Here is a 20,638-nt window from a genome sequence, read left to right as displayed (position 1 = left end):
AGTGTTTGGAGGCTTTTTTAATCTATATAAAATCTGGTTAAATTAAATTTAAGGTGACATGAAATGGGTATTACTGCTGCATTGGTAAAAGAGCTGCGTGAACGAACAGGCTCAGGCATGATGGAGTGTAAAAAAACACTTGTTGAAACCAATGGAGATATTGAGGCAGCAATTGAGTTAATGCGTAAAACAGGTATGGCCAAAGCGGATAAAAAGGCGGGTCGCACTGCTGCCGAAGGTTGCATTATCATGAGGTCAACTGATGATGATAAAAGGTCTATCATTATTGAAGTGAACTGCGAAACAGATTTTGTTACAAAGTCTGAAGACTTCATTAGCTTTACGAAGGAACTTTCTGAGCAAGCATTGGCTAATAATCCAGCAGATCTTGATGCATTATTGGTTATGCCTTTAGGTGATTTAACTGTTGATAAGGCGCGTCAGGCTCTTATTGCTAAAATTGGCGAAAATATTAATGTGCGTCGTTACGAGTCTGTATCCACTGAAAACGGTGTGATTGGCCAATATTTGCATGGTGAACGCATTGGTGTATTGGTTAGTCTGGAAAATGGTGGTAATGCCGCATTGGCAAAAGATGTTGCTATGCATATCGCAGCAATCAATCCGACGGCTATTTCAGTCGATGATGTTTCTAGTGATCTGATTGAAAAAGAAAAAGAAATTTTCTCTGCACAGGCTTCTGAAAGTGGCAAGCCTCCTGAAATTATTGAAAAAATGATTGCGGGTCGTATTCGTAAATATCTGGCTGAAATTACCTTGCTGGGTCAGTCATTTGTGAAAAACCCAGATGTTACAGTAGAAAAACTTTTGAAAGAGTCAAATGCAAATGTGACTTCTTTTATTCGTTTTGAAGTGGGCGAAGGCATTGAGAAGAAAGTAGACAATTTTGCGGAAGAAGTAATGGCTCAGGTTAAAGGAGCTTAATTTAATGTCTAACGCTCTGCCTAAACGCATTTTGTTAAAACTCAGTGGTGAAGCGCTGATGGGGGATGGGGATCATGGGATTGACTCTGATGTTGTACGGCGTATTTGCATGGAAGTTTTTGAACTCAGTCAAAAAGGCATTGAAATTGCCATTGTTGTCGGTGGTGGTAATATTTTTCGAGGGAGTGGGTTAGCTGCGGGTGGTTTTGATCGTGTTTCCGCCGACCACATGGGAATGCTCGCAACAGTCATGAATGCGCTGGTATTGCAAGATAAGTTGGAAGCATTAGGTGCTCAGGCACGAGTCATGTCTGCACTTAAAATTAATGAAGTATGTGAAGACTATATTCAACGCCGAGCTGTCAGGCATCTGGAAAAAGGTCGAATCGTAATTTTTGCAGCAGGAACGGGGAATCCTTTTTTTACAACCGACTCTGCTGCGAGTTTACGTGGTATTGAAATCGGGGCAAATATTGTACTTAAAGCCACTAAAGTGGATGGTGTATATTCAGCCGACCCTGTTAAACACAATGATGCCGTATTTTACCCACACCTGACCTATGACGAAGTGATTGAGCAGAAATTGAGTGTGATGGATACAACGGCTGTTGTATTATGTCGTGACCACAATATGCCGTTGCGTATTTTTAACTTGAATACTCCTGGCGCATTATTGCGTGCTGTCACTGGTCGTGACGAGGGGACATTGGTAGAATAGAAGGGAAAAAGCGTAGTGATTAATGATATTAAAAGCGATGCAACAACCCGTATGAATAAAACGGTAGATGCATTAAAAGATAATCTGTCTAAAATTCGAACAGGGCGCGCTCATACTAGCTTGCTGGATAAAATTACAGTTTCGTATTACGGCAATGAAGTGCCACTGAGTCAGGCTGCAACAGTTTCGGTTTCAGATGCACGTACTTTAGCGGTCACACCCTGGGAAAAAACCTTAGTGGCTCCGATTGAAAAGGCAATTATAGATTCAGGGTTAGGTTTAAACCCTTCTTCAACGGGCAATTTGATTCGTATTCCATTGCCGCCATTGACTGAAGAGCGCCGTAAAGAACTCATTAAAGTTGTACGCAGTGAGACAGAATCAATGCGTGTGGCTGTGCGTAATATCCGTCGCGATGCGATTTCGGATATTCGTGAGCTTGAGAAAGAGAAAGAAATCTCTGAAGACGAAGAGCGCAAAGCTCAGGATGATATTCAAAAATTGACCGATAAATTTATTGCGAAAGTGGATGAGGTGCTAAGTATTAAAGAAAAAGAGCTGATGGAAATCTAATTTTTCTTTATGACCGTTCATAAATGAGTAGCTCCGATATGATTGTCCCAAAAAAAATGCCTCGCCATGTTGCAATCATAATGGATGGTAATGGGCGCTGGGCTAAAAAGCGGTTGATGCCTCGTATTGCAGGGCATAGCTCCGGTGCTGAAACAGTACGAAAAATTATTCAATCATGCATTGATAAAAAAATTGAAGTGCTCACCCTTTTTGCCTTTAGTAGTGAAAACTGGAAGCGACCTGAAAAAGAAGTGAGCCGCTTAATGGATCTTTTTTCGATTGTTTTGACGCGTGATACGAAGAAACTCGATAAACAAAATGCTCTCCTCAAAGTGATTGGTGATAGAACTGCATTTTCACCAAAACTTCAGAAAAAAATAGCTGACGCAGAAAATATTACGGAAAACAATAGTGGCTTAACAGTTGCTATTGCTGCTAATTATGGGGGGCGTTGGGATATTTTAAATGCTGCTCGTCAATTGGCGGCGCGTGCAGCAGCAGGCGAAATAAATTCTTCTGATATTGATCAAGAAATGTTTTCATCGGGGCTCGCTCTCCATGAATATCCTGAACCGGATCTATTTATCCGTACGGGTGGAGAACAACGAATCAGTAATTTTTTATTATGGCAACTTGCCTACACCGAGCTCTATTTTACTGAAACACTGTGGCCTGATTTTAATGAAGCAGAGTTTAATCAGGCGCTGGATTATTTCTCTAGTCGGCAACGACGCTTTGGGCGCACGGGTGAGCAGGTGGAGCAAGACCAATCATGTTAAAACAGCGCCTTTTAACTGCTGCAATTTTAATTCCTCTTGTTATTTTTGGGATTTTCGCTCTACCGACTCTGTACCTTTCCTTAATCCTTTTACTCATTGTTTCAATAGGGGCATGGGAATGGGCGGCTCTCATTAATCTGAAAAAAACGATACAACGTGCAGCTTATGTTGGAGTTGTTATCATTTTTCTTGCAGCTGCAGCCTGCATTGCTCAATATCCAGCAGGACTAAAATTGATTCTGTGGGTTGCTTTATTTTGGTGGTTAGTTGCATTGGTTTGGGTGTTTCGTTTTCGTGAAAATGAACAGCATACCCCCATCTTATGGGTGAATGGTCTTGTTGGTATTTTAGTTTTAGTGCCATGTTGGGTGGCCTTAACAATGATACATAAAAGTGAACAAGGTGCAGAATACCTGCTTTTTGTTATGTCACTCATCTGGATTGCAGATTCAGGGGCTTATTTTTCCGGGCGACGCTGGGGCAAAAACAAGCTTGCACCTCACGTCAGCCCTGGGAAAAGTTGGGAGGGTGTTATTGGGGGGTTGGTTTTTGTAGCAATAGCCGCAGTGATTGGCGGGGGGCTATTATTTGAGTATGAAGCGATTAAATTGCTGCTATTTGTTTTGCTATGCATCGTGATCGTACTTTTCTCTGTTGAAGGTGATTTGCTAGAGAGTATGTTTAAAAGGCGAGCAGGCGTGAAAGACAGTGGAACAATACTGCCCGGGCATGGGGGCGTACTTGACCGAATTGATAGTTTAACGGCGGCGGCTCCTCTATTTTTACTTGGACTGCTTGCCGGAGATTTTATTTCATGATCGGAGTGACTGTGTTGGGGGCAACGGGTTCCATCGGCGGTAGTACGCTGGATGTTTTGGCGCGGCACAAAGACCAATATCATGTGGTTGCTCTGACGGCACACCGTAATGTTAAAAGTATGCTTAAGTTATGCAATGATTTTCAGCCAGAATACGCTGTGATGGCTCTGCCTGATGAAGCTGAAAAGCTGGAAGTGCACCTGAAAAAATGTAGAGGCGAAACAAAAGTACTAGCAGGTGTTGAAGGCCTGGAATATGTTTCATCGTTAGACCAGACTGATTGTGTTGTCGCAGGCATTGTCGGTGCAGCGGGTTTATTGCCTGCATTGGCGGCGGCAAGATCAGGCAAACGTATTTTATTGGCAAATAAAGAAGCATTAGTGATGTCAGGCCGTCTTTTCATGAATGAAGTGAAAAAATACAGTGCTGAACTCTTACCCATTGATAGCGAGCATAACGCAATTTTTCAGTGTTTACCTTCCGACTTTAGTGACGGGCTCAATGCAAACGGTGTTCGTCGTATTTTATTAACAGCGTCAGGTGGGCCATTCAGAAAAACTTCGCTTGATAAGTTAAAAAATGTCACACCAGCGCAGGCATGTGCTCATCCAAACTGGAGCATGGGCCGTAAAATTTCAGTGGATTCAGCTACGATGATGAATAAAGGGCTGGAAGTCATTGAAGCGTGCTGGTTATTTGATGCCGAACCCGAACAGATTCAGGTTGTTGTGCACCCACAAAGTGTGATTCATTCAATGGTTGAGTACCTTGATGGTTCAGTGTTGGCGCAGTTAGGCAGCCCAGATATGCGCACCCCCATTGCTCATGCATTATCATGGCCCAAGCGTATTGACGCAGGTGTTCAACCACTCAATCTCTTTGATATTGCAACTCTGGATTTTGAATCCCCTGATTTTGTACGCTTTCCTTGTCTCAAGCTTGCATTTGATACTGCGAAGCGGGGGGGTACATCAAGCACTATTTTAAATGCAGCCAATGAAGTGGCTGTGCAAGCCTTTTTGGATGAGCAGCTTTCATTTATTGGTATCGCAAAAGTGAACCAAACAGTACTGGATGAACTCTCTTACCATGAAGCTTCGACCCTGGATGTTATTTTGTCGGATGACAAAATAGCTCGGGAACTTGCAAATGACGTGATAAAAAAATTATCTCACTAAAAATATAATGGCTATTGTCTCTTCTATTTTCTATTTTATTGTTGTACTGGCAATATTAATTACTGTTCATGAATTTGGACACTTTTGGGTTGCACGTAAGTTAGGCGTTAAAGTATTGCGCTTTTCCATTGGTTTTGGTAAGCCACTGTATTCATGGCGGCGTGATGGTGTTGAATATGTGATTGCCGCGATTCCGTTAGGCGGTTACGTTAAAATGCTGGATGAACGGGATGATGGCGAAGTGGCTTCTTCTGAGCGGCACAAAGCTTTTAATCGTCAGCCTCTGGGCAGTCGTTTTGCTATTGTATTTGCGGGGCCTCTTTTTAATTTTATTTTTGCAGTTTTACTCTATTGGCTTGTATTTATTCTGGGTGTTCCTGGTATCAAGCCTATTGTCGGTGAGGTCGAACCTGCTTCAGCGGCACAGTTATCGGGCTTTCAGTCAGGGGATGAAATAATAGCCGTTGATAGCGAACAAACTGCGACATGGGAAACCGTTATGGTGGCATTGCTGGGGCACTCTATGGATGCCGGAACGATAGCCATCCAGGTTTCCGATATGGATCACCGTTCCATGGTACGTTTACTTGATATGAGCACGGTCTCTATTGACAAACTGAGTGAAGACAGTGTGTTGACGCAATTGGGGCTAATACCTTATCGCCCAGCTGTCCCCGCAATATTGGGTGAAATTGAAAAAGGTGGGGCGGCCGAATTATCAGGCTTTTTATCCGGCGACAAAATATTAAACGCGAATAGTCAGCCTATTGAGGACTGGAGTGCATGGGTCACACTGGTGCGGGCGCACCCCGATCAGGATATTATCGTTGAACTTGAACGAGATGGTGTTGTAATAACGAAAAATATTCGGCCAAAAACTATTGAGGGTGGTATTGGTCGTATTGGCGCTGGAGTCCAAATTCCAGAAGGGTTATTCTCTGATCTGGAACGTATTGTGAGTTACAATCCTCTGGAGGCACTATGGAAAGCGACAATAAAAACCTGGGACATGACAGCGCTTACATTCCGCATGTTAGGTAAAATGGTGGTAGGAGAGGTATCACTGGATAACATTAGTGGCCCGGTCACTATTGCACAATATGCTGGCTATAGTGCCAATGTAGGTTTAATCTCATTTTTGATGTTTCTTGCGCTTATCAGTATTAGTTTGGCAGTATTAAATCTACTTCCCATTCCTATACTTGATGGGGGGCATCTGTTTTTTTATGTGATTGAGTTTTTTAAAGGCGCGCCACTCTCGGATGGTGCTCAACTGTTGGGGCAAAAGTTGGGCATGGTTTTGCTTATTAGCTTAATGTTTCTTGCTTTTTATAACGATATTGAACGTTTGCTGGGATAAATAATAGATATGCAACGACTGTTTTTTTTTGTTCTATTAGGGCTTTTTTCAAGTCAGTCAGCATGGGCATTTTCTTCTTTTACTATTAAAGATATACGCACAGAAGGACTGCAGCGAATTTCTGAAGGATCTGTTTATAACTATTTATCGTTAAGTGTTGGCGATACACTTGATGAAACTGGGTCTGTGAGTGCAATTCAGTCGCTTTTTAAAACAGGTTTTTTTCAGGATATTACTTTGGAACAATCTGAAAATACACTGATTGTTACCGTTGTAGAGCGACCCTCAATTTCAGATATCGAAATATCAGGTAACGATGATATCAGTACAGAGCAATTAACCGATGCTTTAAAACATATCGGCTTGGAAAAAAGTCGGATTTTCAATAGCGCACTGCTTGATAAAATTGAGCTGGAGCTACAACGCCAGTATTTTAGTCAAGGCAAGTACGGGGTTAAGATCAAATCTTCAGTTGAAGAACTTGAACGCAGCCGGGTGAATATTAAGATTGAAATTAATGAAGGCGATGTCGCTAAAATCAAACGGATTACTATTGTTGGTAATGAAGTATTTGATGATGAAGTACTTAAAGATCAATTTAATTTATCTCCCCCTACGTTTTTCTCTTTTTTTACCAATAATGATAGTTATGCCCAACAAAAATTAAGGGCTGATCTGGAAACTTTACGTTCCTATTATCTGGATCGTGGTTATATAAACTTTAGTATTGACTCTTCACAAGTCTCAATTACTCCTGAAAAAGAAGATATATTTATTAGCATTAATATCAGTGAAGGTGATCAATATACGGTTGGAGATGTAAAATTTTCAGGTGATTTGATTATGCCTGAAGAGGAGTTGAAATCACTGCTCTCTATAGCGCCTGGCGATATATTTTCTCGTCAGATGATTACGATGAGTAATGCTCAGTTAAGTGAACGCTTGGGGGAGGTGGGTTATGCATTTGCCAATATCAACCCAATTCCTGACATTGACAAAACAAACAAGCGTGTGGATATTACTTTTTTTATTGATCCGGGAAAGCGTATTTACGTAAGAAAAATTAATATTACAGGCAATCAGAAAACTAATGACGAAGTGTTGCGACGTGAAATGCGACAAATGGAGGGAGGATGGCTTTCAACTCAAAAAGTGAATCGCTCTCGTATACGTTTGCAGCGGCTGGGGTTTTTTGATGATGTCAATGTAGAAACCCCTGTTGTTGCGGGTTCTTCTAACCAGGTCGATGTCAATTACAATGTCGTTGAACGGCGCTCTGGGAATTTTATAGCGGGTATTTCATATTCAGGTGATGCCGGTATTTTATTAAATGCCAGTATTAGTGAAAATAACTTTCTGGGCACAGGAAAGCGTGTTAGCACCAATATTGATCGAAGTGTGGCAAGAACAGTTTATAGCTTTGGCTATACTGACCCATACTATACGTTAGATGGTGTGAGCAGGGGCTTTCGGTTGTTTTCACGAAAGACCGATGTCGGTCAAGTGAATATATCGGGCTATACGTCGAATAGTTATGGTGGCAGTGTCAGTTATGGCTTCCCGTTGAATGAGTATGATACGGCTCGTGTGGAACTGGGCGCTGAACGTACAAGCATATTTACAGACGATGATGCATCGCAGGAATATCGTGATTTTTTAAGTGACAATAGCAATACGTTCAATATTTTCCGTTTATCGACCAGCTGGAGTCATGATACACGTAACCGTGCAATATTTGCCGATGAAGGCGGTCTGTTACGCTTATCTGCAGAAGCTGCGTTGCCAGGCAGTGGATTACGCTTTTACAAACTTTCAGCACGCCAATCACACTACTTTCCATTAAATGAGTCATTAACGTTATTCGTCAAAGGGGAAGTGGGGTATGGTGATCGCTATGGTAAAACGACTGCGCTGCCATTTTTTGAAAACTATTATGCCGGTGGTGGTTTTTCAATTCGTGGTTTTAAGGCCAATACATTAGGGCCTCGTGATGAGGTTAAAGATAGAGCTCTAGGCGGAGCCTTCAAAGCGGTGGGTAATATTGAATTGATTTTCCCGCCTCCTTTCATGGAAGAGAAAAGTAAATCGGTTCGTTTGAGCGCTTTTTTTGATGTCGGAAATGTATTTCCAGATTATAAAGATTTTGATGTGGATGAAATGCGTCATTCTGTAGGTATTTCCATGATATGGTACACCCCAATGGCACCTATGACATTTAGCTGGGCAAAACCTTTAAATGATAACACTGGTGATAAAATTGAAAGATTTCAATTTTCATTCGGTACTTTTTTCTAATCCAGATTTTATAAAGCGTGGAGAATGATAGTGAAAGAGATAAACAATAAACTAATCACAATTTTGTTTGTTATGTTGTTGCCCCTTGGCGTTATGGCAGCGGATATTAAAGTCGGATTTGTTAATTCATTAAAAATTCTTGACGAAGCACCTCAAACAAAAGAAGCGATGGATGCATGGCAGAGCGAATTTTCACCTAAAAAAGATAAGTTGATTACAGAACAAGCCAAATTGAAAAAACTTGAAGAGAAACTGGTTCGTGATGGTGCATTGATGTCTTCAAGTGAGCGTAAAGTTCTGGAGCGTGACATTATGAATCAACAGCGTGATCTTCGCAGGAATGAAGAGGAATATAATGAAGACTTAAATATTCGTCGCAATGAGGTATTACAGGAAGTACAGTCTAAAGTGATGAATGTTATTAATACCATGGCAAAAGAAGAAAATTATGACTTGATATTTTCAGAAAGTGGTGTCGTTTATTTTAATGAAAGTATGGATATTAGTGATAAGGTATTGAGTCGTCTGAAAAAATAATGCTCTTGATGGCAGGAAGACAATCATGGCAAATAAAAGGAAAGCGACCACTTTAAGTTTGAGTGTGATTGCAAACAGTATCGGTGCTGAGCTCAAGGGCAATAGCGACCGTTTAATCTCTAATGTTGCAACATTAGAGGCCGCTTCAGAGGGTGATATTACTTTTCTTGCGAATACACGGTATCGTAAGTTTTTAAAATCCACAGAAGCTTCCGCAGTTATTGTTTCGCCTCGGGACAGTCAAAACTGTCCCGTTGATTGTTTAATTATTGATGATCCTTATTTGGGGTACGCACGCACAGCTGCTCTGCTTTTTCCACTGGTGGCTATGGAGTCGGGCATTCATCCGAGCGCAGTTGTCAGCCCAGATGCATCCATAGATGAAAGTGCCTGGATTGGTGCTCAGTGTGTTGTCGAAGCTGGGGTGGTGGTTGGAGCCAACAGCATCATCGGTTCAGGCTGTATACTTGAAGACGAGGTTGTAATCGGCGAAGATTGTCATCTGGTGGCTCATATCACCATTTGTTATCAGTCGAGTTTAGGGAATCGTATATTAATTCACCCTGGAGTCGTTATTGGGGCTGATGGTTTTGGGATTGCCAAGGAGCAAAATCATTGGGTTAAGGTTCCTCAATTGGGTGCAGTTCGTATTTATGATGACGTTGAAATTGGTGCAAATACGACCATTGATCGTGGGGCTCTGGGCGATACGATTCTCGAAGAGGGTGTCAAACTGGATAATCAAATTCAAATTGCGCACAATGTCTGTATTGGTGCGCATACTGCAATTGCGGCTTGTACAGGGGTTGCTGGAAGTGCCCGTATAGGTAAAAATTGTGCTATTGGCGGTGGGGTCGGTATTCTGGGTCATCTGGAAATAGTTGACGAAGTTCAGGTGACTGCGATGTCATTGGTGACAAAGTCGATCAAAAAGCCTGGGATTTATTCATCTGGAACACCGCTTGATGAAAGTGACTCATGGCGAAAAAACTACCTAAGAATGAAGCAGCTTGATGATATGGCTCGCCGTATTGCCAAATTGGAAATGAGTTTGCGCTCACAATAACATGGCGTTGTTGAGTATATAATTAAACAAATAATTTTAATTTAAGTTAGAGGTTGTCACTTGAGTACTTTGGACATCTACGAAATATTGCAACATCTTCCGCACCGCTACCCTTTTTTAATGGTTGATAAAGTGCTTGAGTGTGAAGAGGGCGACTATCTGACCGCAATTAAAAATGTTTCATATAATGAACCCTATTTTCAAGGTCATTTTCCGCACCGTCCTGTAATGCCAGGTGTACTCGTACTTGAAGCGCTCGCACAAGCAACCGGTATTCTTGCATTTCGTACAACAAATTCACGCCCTACGGAAAAATCTCTCTATTATTTTGTTGGCATTGATAAAGCACGTTTTAAACTGCCAGTTAAACCTGGAGATCAATTACATCTTGAGGTTAAAGTCTTGCGGACTGTAAAAGGGGTCTGGAAATTTAGTGGCGAAGCTCATGTTGATGGCAAACTGGTCTGCTGTGCAACATTAATGTGCGCAGATAGAGAAGTCTGATTTTGATTGATTCACGAGCAATTATTGACCCCTCTGCCAAAATAGCAGATGGAGTCACCATTGAACCTTTTGCTGTTATTGGTGCTGATGTTGAGATTGGCGCGGGAAGCTGTGTGTGTTCTCATGCTGTGGTTAAGGGACCCACTCGTATTGGAAAAAATAATAAAATATACTCTTTTGCGGCCGTTGGTGAAGCCCCTCAAGATAAAAAATATGCAGGTGAAGATACCTGGTTAAAAATTGGCGATGGCAATGTTATCCGTGAATTTTGCACCATTAATCGAGGAACAGTTCAGTGTGGTGGCATCACCCATATTGGCAATAACAACTGGATTATGGCTTACGTACATATTGCTCATGATTGCCGTGTGGGTAACAATACTGTTCTCGCTAATAATGCAACTTTGGCAGGGCATGTCACGATTGATGATTATGTGATCTTGGGGGGAGCAACCCTGATTCATCAATTTTGCTCCGTAGGTGCCTATGCCTTTACTGCGATGGGGAGTGTTGTTCCTAAAGATATTCCTCCATACCTAATGGTTTCAGGACACATGGCCAAATCACATGGGCTCAATACTGAAGGACTTAAGCGAAATGGATTTACGCCTGAAACAATCAAATTGCTGCGCTCAGCGTATAAAACGTTATTCAGGTCAGGCTTGACAAAAAAAGAGGCGCTTGCTCAGCTTGAGCCTGAAGCAGAGAAGAACGAATCATTGCGAGTACTAGTTGACTTCATTAAACAGGCGAAGCGCGGAGTGATTCGATAATTTGGCGTTGCGTGTTGGAGTTGTTGTTGGTGAAGCTTCTGGCGACTTATTAGGTGCCGGATTAATTCAAGCACTTAATCAACGCTTGCCTGATGTTGAATTTGAAGGGATTGCAGGGCCGTTAATGGTCGAACAAGGATGCAAAGCTCTTTATCCCTCAGAAAAGCTGGCAGTAATGGGGCTGATTAGTCTCAAAAAATATTTAGAACTCCGGGGCATTCGCTCAGAATTGGCTCAGCGCTTTATTGATCATCCTCCCGATCTTTTTATTGGTATTGATGCGCCAGATTTTAATTTAGGGCTTGAACTCAAACTCAAGAAAGCTGGAATCCCGACCATTCATTATGTCAGCCCTTCAGTATGGGCATGGCGGCAATATCGGTTGCGAAAAATTTCAAAAGCGGTGGATATGATGTTGGCGCTGTTTCCTTTTGAGGCGGACTATTATCACAAGCATAACGTGCCGGTACGATTTGTAGGGCATCCATTGGCTGAAATGATTCCAATGAAACCCGATCAAAAAGCAGCCCGTAATGAGCTGGGTTTACCTATGAATGGTGAAATTATTGCATTGATGCCTGGAAGTCGTGTAGGTGAAATTGAGAGGCTTGCAGGTACGTTTATCCAGGCTGCACAACTATGTAGAAAGCAGCGAATGAATTTGCATTTTGCCGTTGCATTGGTGACACTTGAAACACGAAAATTATTTGATGAAATTAAACAGACCGTCGCTTCTGACTTGCCCGTCACAGTCATTGATGGAAAATCTCGGCGCTTAATGGAAGCGGCTGATATTGTTATGGCAGCGTCAGGTACCGTAACACTGGAAGCATTGCTCTTGAAGCGGCCCATTGTTGTGGCCTATAAGCTTGCGCCTCTAACATATTGGCTTGCGAAACGATTGCTTAGAATTCCTTATTACTCATTGCCTAATTTATTGGCAGGTCATCCCATTATTGAGGAATACATACAAGATGAAGCAACACCCGAAAATTTATGCCAAGGTGTATTGCGTTTTTTTGAGAACCCCGAAATAGGGGTGGATCTGAAAAACAAATTTATTGAAATACATCACGCACTAAAACAGGAAGCAAATGAACGAGCTGCGGATGCAGTTATAGAGTTGTTGCAGCCCACCTGAAATTATTTAATCTTTCTATCAAGTGACTTATTAATCGCTCTTGAAGCTGCGATAAAACCAAACGTAGCGGTCACAAAACTGACTGACCCATAACCAAATTGGCAGTCAAGTGATACTCCTTTGATGCCAGGCTTTTGATGGCTGACAGAACCATCATCTCTTGGATAGACGCGTTGTTGCGTGCAAAATATACATTCAATACCAAATTTTCGTTTTTTATCCCGACTAAATCCATACTTGCTACGCAGCTCAGAGCGTACTTTAGAGGCCAGTGGATCGTGAAAGGTGCGGCTGAGGTCATCAACAGAAACTTGTGTGGGATCACTTGCACCACCAGCACCCCCTGTTGTTACCAGTGGAATTTTATTTCGCTTGCAGTGATTGATCATTGCAGCTTTGAATTTGACGTTATCAATCGCATCAATCACATAATCATACTCTCGCTCTTTGGATAAAAAATCCTCAAGTGTTCGAAATGTCAAAAAATCATCAATAGGGTAGCACTGGCACTCTGGATTAATACCCGCAACTCGTTCAACAAGTACCTCAAATTTTTTCCGGTTGATATTATTTGTAAGCGCTTGAAGTTGTCGATTGGTATTGGATGGACGAATAACATCGAAATCAATAAGTGTAATCTGACCAACGCCCGTACGCGCCAGTGCTTCTACTGCCCATGAACCTACGCCGCCTAAACCGACCACACAGATATGCATCCCTTTGAGCAGCTCTTCAGCTTCAGAGCCATACAGGCGAAAAAGATTACCAAAGCGTTGGTTGTATTCATCTACAGCGGGCTGCATTTATATTCAAATTCCAAGTAGTTCAAAGGGAGCAGATTTTAGCACAAAACTTTTATCTCAATTTGATCCACAAAACAGTAGAGATATAGCGTATAATCCATCGTTTTTATAAATGCTCTATCTGTTCAGTCGAGTCTGATTTGGGATGGGGTTATTCAATATCTCGTCTACTCCAGAGGCTCCCATGTCATCAAATGCTGTTCCTGTTTCTTTCGATCAATTAGCGCTTTCTGCTGCCATTTTAAAAGTGATTAAAGATGTTGGTTATGAAACACCGTCACCTATTCAGGCTGAAAGTATTCCCCCTCTATTGGAGGGGCGTGATATGGTTGGGCAAGCTCAAACTGGCACAGGAAAAACAGCCGCATTTGCTTTACCGATGTTGAATAACATTGATCTCTCTCTAAAAAAACCACAAGTATTAGTATTAGCACCGACGCGTGAACTAGCAATTCAAGTGGCTGAAGCGTTTCAAACTTATGCCAGGCATATGAAAGGCTTTCATGTCATGCCTATCTATGGTGGACAAAGTATGAGTGTGCAATTGCGCCAACTGCAACGAGGTGTGCACGTCGTGGTCGGCACACCCGGTCGAGTGATGGATCATTTGCGTCGCAGTACACTGAAACTAGATAAGCTGAGTGCGCTTGTATTGGACGAAGCGGACGAAATGTTAAAAATGGGTTTCATTGATGATGTTGAATGGATTCTTGAGCAAACTCCGGAAACGCGTCAAGTGGCGCTGTTTTCTGCCACCATGCCGCCAGTCATCCGAAAAATAGCGCAGCGCCACCTCAATAATCCCATTGAAATTAAAATTAAATCTAAATCTGCGACAGTGGATACGATCACGCAGCACTATTGGCAGGTGACGGGTTTTCATAAACTGGATGCATTAACTCGAATTCTTGAAGTTGAAGAGTTTGATGCCATGATTGTTTTTGTACGTACCAAAAATGCAACACTGGAACTTGCCGAAAAGCTGGAAGCGCGTGGTTATTCTAGCTCAGCATTGAATGGTGATATGAATCAGGCGTTACGTGAAAAAACAGTCAACCGATTAAAAAAAGGCTCATTGGATATTCTGGTAGCGACAGACGTTGTGGCACGTGGGCTGGATGTTGAGCGCATTAGCCATGTTATAAACTACGATATTCCATACGATACTGAAGCCTATGTACATCGTATTGGCCGCACAGGTCGTGCGGGTCGCAAAGGTACCGCAATTTTATTTGTTTCTCCTCGTGAAAAACGCATGTTGCGCTCAATTGAACGTGCGACACGCCAAACAATTACACTGATGAAGATGCCAACGCGTGAAGATTTGGTGAATCGAAGAATTACTCAATTCAAAGAAAAAATCAGTGAAGTGATCGAAGCCGAAGAGCTTGGTTTTTTTGAAGAGTTGGTAGAACAGTATCAAAATGAGCATGATATCAGCTCTAATGAGGTTGCTGCCGCATTAGCTTATATGGTTCAAAAAGATCGTCCTTTAAATGCTAAACCATCAGAAATACCAAGCGAAAGGCCTTCTAGGGATAGGGAGCGTGGTGGAAATGATCGTGATTTCGGGCGCGATAATAAGCCACAACGTCGGAATAAACGTTCAGGCCCTGCGGAAGGAATGCAGAGTTATCGCATCGAAGTTGGCCGTGACCATGATGTTCAGGTGAAAAATATTGTCGGTGCAATTGCGAATGAAGCGGGCATTGATAGCAGAGATATTGGTCACATAAAGTTGCATGACAGTTATAGTCTTATTGATTTACCTTCTGGAATCCCCAGCAATACTTTCCAGCAACTAAAAAATGTTCACGTCTGTGGACGTAAGCTGAATATTAGTGAGGCTGCCGGCGGAGGCGGGCGGAGTGACAGAGGTGATCGGGGGTTTAAGAAAAAACCTAAAAAGACACTGAAATTTTCACGTGATTAATTAATTCAGATTAAGTTATAAAAAGCTCTTGAATACATATTCAAGGGCTTTTTTCTTTTTTAATACCAAATTTAAATATGGTATTTGCATTTTTTGTAGTTCGAGCTTCAATATCACTTCTTTCTTCTCGGCGAATCTCTGCCAGCGTACCAAAGCAGTCAATCAGATATTCAGGGCTGTTTCGTTCGCCATGATGGTTGCTGACCACCATATCCGGCGCATCAGTTTCTAAAACAATTGCATCCAAAGGCAGTAGTCGAGCAAGAGTTCGTAAACGTGTGGTTCGTTGATAAGTTAATGCCCCTCCAAAACCAAGCATAAAACCAAGGTCAATATACTGTTTTGCTTGCTGTAAACTGCCGTTAAATGCGTGTGCTATACCGCCAACAACTCGAATACGACGTAGTATTGCAAGTACAGTATCATGTGCTTTTCGTACATGAAGCAGTACAGGAAGGTTTGTGTTCTTTGCAATATTTAATTGAGCTTCAAATAATATTTTTTGTTGAGTTTGATCGAGTTCTTTTAAATAGTAATCAAGGCCAATTTCACCAATGGCAACAGGTTTTACTTGATCTATAAGTTGTTCAAGTTTTTGAATGTCTGAGGGGTGATGTTGCTTTAAAAAAGCAGGGTGTAAACCCAAAGCAGGAAAAAGAGATGGTTCGGAGTGACAAATATTTAAAAGGTTAGCCCATCCTTTAGCGTCAATGCCTGGCACAATAATTTTTTTAATACCTAATTGCTGGCATCGTTTGATAATTTTCTGTCGATCTGAAGAAAATATGGGTAAATCAAGGTGGCAGTGAGTATCAATCAACATTGCAGAGTGGTCAAATCAACCCTTATTAAGTGATTTTATCAGGCATAATATTTTTCCTTTGAGCTTTCTAAAATTAGTTTGGCCTCACTAAAACAAGATAAATTCCGTACCTCATCAAAACAATTTTGTGCTTCTGGATACTCACGCTTTAACATCGCCAGCCACTGCTTTATACGACCAAAAATAATTTTATCGGCAACAGTCGTGCTCATTTTCTGAGCCATATTCATTAATAGCTGTGAAACATCAGGCCAGCTCATAGCTTCACATGGCTGACCTTGTTGTTCGTTCCTAATCTGTCGAGCCAGATCGGGTCGACTCACCGCACCACGACCGATCATGATATTTTTACAACCACTGATTTCAAGGCAACGTCGATAATCTTCGATGTTATTAATATCACCGTTAGCAACCACTGGAATAGTCAGTGCCCTATTGATATGGCCTAACCACTCCCAACGAGCCGGTGCTTTATAGCCATCCACTTTGGTGCGGGCGTGAACAACAACGTAACTGGCTCCTGCATCCTCAACGGCATGAGCAATATCCAGCGCGGCATCGGTGTGATCAAAACCCAGTCGAATCTTGGCTGAAACAGGAATGGAGTAGGGCACAGCAGCTCTTACAGCCGATATGATTTGATGGATACGGTCAGGCTCTTTCAGCAGTGCTGCACCGCCCGACTTGCGGTTGACTATTTTCGATGGGCAGCCAAAATTAAGATCAATACCTGGCGCTCCCAGTTCAGCTGCATAGGCCGCATTTTCTGCCAATACGATGGGGTCACTGCCGAGCAGTTGAATGATAACGGGTGTTGCCGATTCAGTTGTCGCAGAGGTCAGCAGCTCAGGACATAAGCGATAAAACACCTTTTTGGGCATCACTTTATCCACCACACGGACAAATTCGGTCACACAGGCATCATAGCCACCAATCCCCGTTAGAGTGTCTCGCATATAATTGTCCACGAGACCTTCCATCGGGGCGAGCAGAATCTTCACAGTTTATCGTGTTGTTGAACTTTCTTACTCTGGCTTTCTAAATTTTAGAGTCCAGCGATCTGTATTGCCTGTTACGCTTTTACGACCGACTTCATACTGGAGTTCATCATCTGCACGATAGTGAAGATCTGAGCTATCTTCGAAAACAAAGCCTGCTTTCTGAATCTCTTTGATGGCTATAACGGGGTCAAATCGTCTACGGTTCTCAGGAGTGTCCGCTTCCATGTGTCGTTGAGTGTGGTCAACGAGCGCGTAAATACCACCAGGTTTAAGTGCTGAAAAAGCAGCCTGATTCATTGCCATTCGACCTTCAAGATCAAAATTATGATAATTGCGAAAAGTAAAAATGATATCCGCATTTTTCACACCCAGTTCGGATACTTCCAGAAAGTATAAGCGGGCACCTGGTTTTTTCCCCATTTTGGCATCTTGAGCCGTTACAGATACTTTTGAAAAGCCCTCTTTGTTTAACAGATTTTTTTCAATTTTCCCCGTACCCAGCGCGACATAAAGCTGACCGTTATCGGCCAGCACAGGAGCCAGTAATTTTGTATACCAGCCACCGCCAGGGATTAACTCAATCACTGTCATGTCACCACGCAGACCAAAAAATTCCAAAGTTTCAGCAGGCTTACGATTGTGGTCGCGTTTGGTATCTGCCTCAGTGCGAACAGAGGCTTTCATTGCCGTTTCCAGTTTGTTCTGAACGGTATCAAAGTCTTCTGCGACACCATGACTGATACCTGAAAGTAGCAGGGTAGAAAAAAGCAAAGTTTTGCAAACAATTTTCATGACAAGGTTCCTTGGTTATAGAAAATTTGTGAACAGATAGTATTATTCAATCCTGTTGGTTGCAATTTTTGCATCGAAAAAATTTTCATCACCATACTCAATCACTGTATTATTAGGTTCAACAGAAAAATCTGACAATGATGTATTATGCACTAAGATTCCACCATCCAAGTTAGGCTGAGTACTGCCAACTACAAGAAACACGCCATCATCAAAACCACGTTTTATCCATTCTTTATGACCTTCCATGAGCTGGCTAGCTTGACCTTTATTTTCAGAAGCTTAAATTTTGGTATTGCTAAAGAAGTATAGCTTAGTTAGAATTGGTTTTTGAACTGAATTTTAATTGAGCAGAGGAATTTAATGGATTGCCCTAAATGCAAGTCAAATAACAAGACCAATGCCAAAAAATATAATCACCGGCAGCTAATGATGGCAATGTAAATCCAGAATCAAAATCTGTTTGCGTTGATGGGTTTATTGAGGAATCGTGCTTTGGCTACGACTTAAAGCATTTGCAATCTTGTAAATCGGTACAAACTTTTTCTTCTCAATTTCTATATAATGTCTTTCTTCAAGACTCGGTTGTTTGTAGCTCATTTGTAGCCTCTGTTTATAGTTTTATAGTTGGTAGCTGTTTACATTGTAGCCCTGAGTCTTGTCTTTAGTCAGAATCACTGTTTTTCAGCTACATACAGAGGTTATGCACTTATCATACAAATTCAGGCTATTACATTCATCTAATAAATATTAAGAGGCAAATTCTAATGAAAAATCTATCACTGTTTATATTTGTAACATCTTGTATATTTTTATTAAGCGCTTGTGGCGGTGATAAGGATGACAGCAAGGGAAATCTTACATATACAGGCAACACTGACCGCGCAATCATTACTGACAGTAATGCAAATCAATTGAACCGTGATGCCTATACTAACACTAGAAATGGTTCAAGCGCCTCCAATCCAGCATCATTTGCAAGCTTATCCCATAGCCCGACTCAATCAAATTCAGGCAGCGGCCTGCCTTATGCTGCGGATATAGCAAATACTGTGCTATCAGCAGTAAACCAAATAGATAAATCCGCTTTCTCTCAAAAAAACCATTCTAACACCAGAGCAATAAGCGAAAGTACTAGTGAAAATGGAAGCTGCGGAGGGAATTTCAACGCTACTATAAGTGCAGATGATCAAACTGGAAGCTTCACAGGTTCGTTTGTTTTCAATAATTATTGTGAAAACAACATCACAATAAATGGCTCAATGGGTATGTCTGGAGTTATTGATCAGAATGCAGATGAAATTAGCAGCTTTAAAATTACATTTATTTCTTTACAAACCAAAGGATTAGGTGAGTCCATAACAATGGATGGTGACATGCTGATCACTGCCGGCACATCAGATTCAGATGTAGAAATAACTATGAATGCACTGATCCGAGACGATATTCTTGATGAAGTGAGTAAGCTGGAAAATATGAGACTAAGCATATCCGTGGGTTATAATGACAGCACGCTTAAAATGAGTGGCCGCATTTATGACCATCAATATGGATACGCTGACATAACAACTCCTGTAGCATTTAAAGCATATGACTCGGATGGATGGCCTTCATCTGGAGAACTATTGATTTCTGGCGCTGACGGTACTAAAGCAAGACTCACTGCATTCAGTGCCTCTTACCGTATAGAAGCTGATACAACTGGTGATGGCTCTTATGATTATTCGGAAGACTTTAACTGGGAAGAATAAAAGCAGATAAAAACCAAAGGGGCAAAGTCATTCAAGCTCGATAAGAAAAATGACTTTTCCCCTTTTACATCTACATTTTTTACAGTGAACTCACAAAAACAGCGCTGCTTTCTCCGCAGGAAGCGGTTTACTAAATAGGTAACCTTGAATCAGATCGCACCCCTTGTTACGTAAAAATGCAAGCTGCGCCTCATTCTCCACCCCTTCGGCAATAATTTCGAGACCCAAAGTAATAATGGCATCAATAAGCGCTGCATCTTCATGGCTATCAGGCAAATTACGAACAAAGGATTGATCAATCTTCAGCCGATCAAACGGGAACTTTTTTAGATAACTTAATGATGAGTAGCCAGTACCAAAATCATCCAGCGCCAGACAAATACCTAATTCATGCAACTCTTGCAACACTGCACTATTTTGATCAGAGTGCTGCAATAACAGGTTTTCGGTAATTTCCAATTCCAGATATTTCGCTGGCAACCCTGTTTTTTCAAGTATATCGGCCACCTGTTTTGCCAAATCAGGTTGCTGAAACTGTCGCGCTGAAAGATTCACCGCTACGGTAAGGTCAGACTGACCTGCATCAACCCATTCCTTCGCCTGCTGGCACGCTTGCTCCAATACCCATGCGCCAATGGGTACAATCAAGCCACTCTCTTCGGTCAGTGCAATAAATTCACCAGACATAACAATACCGCGCTTTGGGTGATTCCAGCGCAACAACACCTCGAAACCGCTGACAACCCCGCTGCCTGCTTCACGTTGCAATTGATAAAAAGGGGTGAGTTCACCATGTTTCAAAGCTTCATGCAGATCGTTCTCCAGTGTGATACGGGGTCTGTGATAAG

21 protein-coding genes are annotated in these 20,638 nt (G+C 41.9%); 15 read left to right on the top strand and 6 right to left on the bottom strand.

Annotated features, from left to right (window positions below; all coding sequences use genetic code 11):
* Positions 1-63 precede the first annotated feature (63 nt).
* The 13 genes from tsf (at position 64) to lpxB (ending at position 12,687) form a co-directional block, all read left to right on the top strand.
* Positions 64-945, top strand: coding sequence for a translation elongation factor Ts (gene tsf / locus L3J70_10975; protein ID MCF6236873.1), 882 nt, complete (start codon positions 64-66; stop codon positions 943-945).
* Between the two features lie 4 nt (positions 946-949).
* Positions 950-1,663 (top strand): UMP kinase, encoded by a 714-nt coding sequence (gene pyrH / locus L3J70_10970; protein MCF6236872.1) that lies wholly within the window; start codon positions 950-952, stop codon positions 1,661-1,663.
* Positions 1,664-1,678: 15 nt separating this feature from the next.
* On the top strand, positions 1,679-2,236 hold the full coding sequence (frr, locus tag L3J70_10965; GenBank protein ID MCF6236871.1) for a ribosome recycling factor: 558 nt from the start codon (positions 1,679-1,681) through the stop codon (positions 2,234-2,236).
* 38 nt (positions 2,237-2,274) lie between these two features.
* On the top strand, positions 2,275-3,015 hold the full coding sequence (locus L3J70_10960) for an isoprenyl transferase (protein MCF6236870.1): 741 nt from the start codon (positions 2,275-2,277) through the stop codon (positions 3,013-3,015).
* Positions 3,009-3,833, top strand: coding sequence for a phosphatidate cytidylyltransferase (locus L3J70_10955; protein MCF6236869.1), 825 nt, complete (start codon positions 3,009-3,011; stop codon positions 3,831-3,833). Before L3J70_10960 ends, L3J70_10955 begins: the two co-directional genes overlap by 7 nt.
* Positions 3,830-5,011: a 1-deoxy-D-xylulose-5-phosphate reductoisomerase gene (gene ispC, locus L3J70_10950; GenBank protein MCF6236868.1), complete on the top strand. Its 1,182-nt coding sequence runs from the start codon at positions 3,830-3,832 to the stop codon at positions 5,009-5,011. Before L3J70_10955 ends, ispC begins: the two co-directional genes overlap by 4 nt.
* A gap of 7 nt (positions 5,012-5,018) precedes the next feature.
* Positions 5,019-6,371, top strand: a complete 1,353-nt coding sequence (gene rseP, locus L3J70_10945) for an RIP metalloprotease RseP (GenBank protein MCF6236867.1) — start codon at positions 5,019-5,021, stop codon at positions 6,369-6,371.
* 9 nt (positions 6,372-6,380) lie between these two features.
* Positions 6,381-8,666 carry an outer membrane protein assembly factor BamA gene (gene bamA, locus L3J70_10940; protein ID MCF6236866.1) on the top strand — a complete coding sequence of 762 codons (2,286 nt, stop codon included), beginning with the start codon at positions 6,381-6,383 and terminating at the stop codon, positions 8,664-8,666.
* A gap of 30 nt (positions 8,667-8,696) precedes the next feature.
* Positions 8,697-9,203 carry an OmpH family outer membrane protein gene (locus L3J70_10935; GenBank protein ID MCF6236865.1) on the top strand — a complete coding sequence of 169 codons (507 nt, stop codon included), beginning with the start codon at positions 8,697-8,699 and terminating at the stop codon, positions 9,201-9,203.
* Between the two features lie 25 nt (positions 9,204-9,228).
* Positions 9,229-10,269 carry a UDP-3-O-(3-hydroxymyristoyl)glucosamine N-acyltransferase gene (gene lpxD / locus L3J70_10930; protein MCF6236864.1) on the top strand — a complete coding sequence of 347 codons (1,041 nt, stop codon included), beginning with the start codon at positions 9,229-9,231 and terminating at the stop codon, positions 10,267-10,269.
* 120 nt (positions 10,270-10,389) lie between these two features.
* A complete protein-coding gene (fabZ, locus tag L3J70_10925) occupies positions 10,390-10,773 on the top strand; it encodes a 3-hydroxyacyl-ACP dehydratase FabZ (protein ID MCF6236863.1) in 384 nt (127 codons plus the stop codon).
* A 2-nt stretch (positions 10,774-10,775) separates the two neighbouring features.
* On the top strand, positions 10,776-11,546 hold the full coding sequence (gene lpxA, locus L3J70_10920) for an acyl-ACP--UDP-N-acetylglucosamine O-acyltransferase (GenBank protein MCF6236862.1): 771 nt from the start codon (positions 10,776-10,778) through the stop codon (positions 11,544-11,546).
* Position 11,547: 1 nt separating this feature from the next.
* Entirely contained in the window at positions 11,548-12,687 is a 1,140-nt protein-coding gene (gene lpxB / locus L3J70_10915) for a lipid-A-disaccharide synthase (GenBank protein MCF6236861.1), read from the top strand.
* A gap of 2 nt (positions 12,688-12,689) precedes the next feature.
* Here lpxB and tcdA read toward each other — a convergent pair whose 3' ends face one another.
* Positions 12,690-13,490, bottom strand: coding sequence for a tRNA cyclic N6-threonylcarbamoyladenosine(37) synthase TcdA (gene tcdA, locus L3J70_10910; protein ID MCF6236860.1), 801 nt, complete (start codon positions 13,488-13,490; stop codon positions 12,690-12,692).
* Positions 13,491-13,674: 184 nt separating this feature from the next.
* On the opposite strand from tcdA, the gene L3J70_10905 reads away from it, so the two are divergent.
* A complete protein-coding gene (locus tag L3J70_10905) occupies positions 13,675-15,423 on the top strand; it encodes a DEAD/DEAH box helicase (protein ID MCF6236859.1) in 1,749 nt (582 codons plus the stop codon).
* A 40-nt stretch (positions 15,424-15,463) separates the two neighbouring features.
* Here the strand turns inward: L3J70_10905 and L3J70_10900 are convergent, their stop codons facing one another.
* The 4 genes from L3J70_10900 to L3J70_10885 are packed head-to-tail and all read right to left on the bottom strand — an operon-like array spanning position 15,464 to position 18,288.
* Positions 15,464-16,246: a TatD family hydrolase gene (locus L3J70_10900; protein MCF6236858.1), complete on the bottom strand. Its 783-nt coding sequence runs from the start codon at positions 16,244-16,246 to the stop codon at positions 15,464-15,466.
* Between the two features lie 38 nt (positions 16,247-16,284).
* Positions 16,285-17,214: a tRNA-dihydrouridine synthase gene (locus tag L3J70_10895; GenBank protein MCF6236857.1), complete on the bottom strand. Its 930-nt coding sequence runs from the start codon at positions 17,212-17,214 to the stop codon at positions 16,285-16,287.
* A 57-nt stretch (positions 17,215-17,271) separates the two neighbouring features.
* Entirely contained in the window at positions 17,272-18,039 is a 768-nt protein-coding gene (locus L3J70_10890) for a methyltransferase (GenBank protein ID MCF6236856.1), read from the bottom strand.
* Between the two features lie 42 nt (positions 18,040-18,081).
* Positions 18,082-18,288, bottom strand: coding sequence for a hypothetical protein (locus L3J70_10885; protein ID MCF6236855.1), 207 nt, complete (start codon positions 18,286-18,288; stop codon positions 18,082-18,084).
* 518 nt (positions 18,289-18,806) lie between these two features.
* On the opposite strand from L3J70_10885, the gene L3J70_10880 reads away from it, so the two are divergent.
* Entirely contained in the window at positions 18,807-19,790 is a 984-nt protein-coding gene (locus L3J70_10880; protein ID MCF6236854.1) for a hypothetical protein, read from the top strand.
* 90 nt (positions 19,791-19,880) lie between these two features.
* On the opposite strand, the gene L3J70_10875 is transcribed toward L3J70_10880, so the two are convergent.
* The gene (locus L3J70_10875; protein ID MCF6236853.1) at positions 19,881-20,591 is read right to left on the bottom strand and encodes an EAL domain-containing protein; all 711 of its coding nucleotides are present in this window, start codon (positions 20,589-20,591) and stop codon (positions 19,881-19,883) included.
* Positions 20,592-20,638 lie beyond the last annotated feature (47 nt).

The organism is Gammaproteobacteria bacterium, assembly GCA_021648145.1.
In the GTDB taxonomy this organism is placed as follows: domain Bacteria; phylum Pseudomonadota; class Gammaproteobacteria; order JAADGQ01; family JAADGQ01; genus S141-38.
This window is presented reverse-complemented; position numbering and strand designations above follow the sequence as displayed.

Excerpts from the sequence above, each read along its gene's own strand:
- tsf (MCF6236873.1), top strand. The coding sequence starts at position 64 with ATGGGTATTACTGCTGCATTGGTAAAAGAGCTGCGTGAACGAACAGGC.
- pyrH (MCF6236872.1), top strand. The coding sequence starts at position 950 with ATGTCTAACGCTCTGCCTAAACGCATTTTGTTAAAACTCAGTGGTGAA.
- L3J70_10960 (MCF6236870.1), top strand. The coding sequence starts at position 2,275 with ATGATTGTCCCAAAAAAAATGCCTCGCCATGTTGCAATCATAATGGAT.
- L3J70_10955 (MCF6236869.1), top strand. The coding sequence starts at position 3,009 with ATGTTAAAACAGCGCCTTTTAACTGCTGCAATTTTAATTCCTCTTGTT.
- ispC (MCF6236868.1), top strand. The coding sequence starts at position 3,830 with ATGATCGGAGTGACTGTGTTGGGGGCAACGGGTTCCATCGGCGGTAGT.
- rseP (MCF6236867.1), top strand. The coding sequence starts at position 5,019 with ATGGCTATTGTCTCTTCTATTTTCTATTTTATTGTTGTACTGGCAATA.
- bamA (MCF6236866.1), top strand. The coding sequence starts at position 6,381 with ATGCAACGACTGTTTTTTTTTGTTCTATTAGGGCTTTTTTCAAGTCAG.
- lpxD (MCF6236864.1), top strand. The coding sequence starts at position 9,229 with ATGGCAAATAAAAGGAAAGCGACCACTTTAAGTTTGAGTGTGATTGCA.
- fabZ (MCF6236863.1), top strand. The coding sequence starts at position 10,390 with ATGGTTGATAAAGTGCTTGAGTGTGAAGAGGGCGACTATCTGACCGCA.
- tcdA (MCF6236860.1), bottom strand. The coding sequence starts at position 13,490 with ATGCAGCCCGCTGTAGATGAATACAACCAACGCTTTGGTAATCTTTTT.
- L3J70_10905 (MCF6236859.1), top strand. The coding sequence starts at position 13,675 with ATGTCATCAAATGCTGTTCCTGTTTCTTTCGATCAATTAGCGCTTTCT.
- L3J70_10900 (MCF6236858.1), bottom strand. The coding sequence starts at position 16,246 with ATGTTGATTGATACTCACTGCCACCTTGATTTACCCATATTTTCTTCA.
- L3J70_10890 (MCF6236856.1), bottom strand. The coding sequence starts at position 18,039 with ATGAAAATTGTTTGCAAAACTTTGCTTTTTTCTACCCTGCTACTTTCA.
- L3J70_10885 (MCF6236855.1), bottom strand. The coding sequence starts at position 18,288 with ATGGAAGGTCATAAAGAATGGATAAAACGTGGTTTTGATGATGGCGTG.
- L3J70_10880 (MCF6236854.1), top strand. The coding sequence starts at position 18,807 with ATGAAAAATCTATCACTGTTTATATTTGTAACATCTTGTATATTTTTA.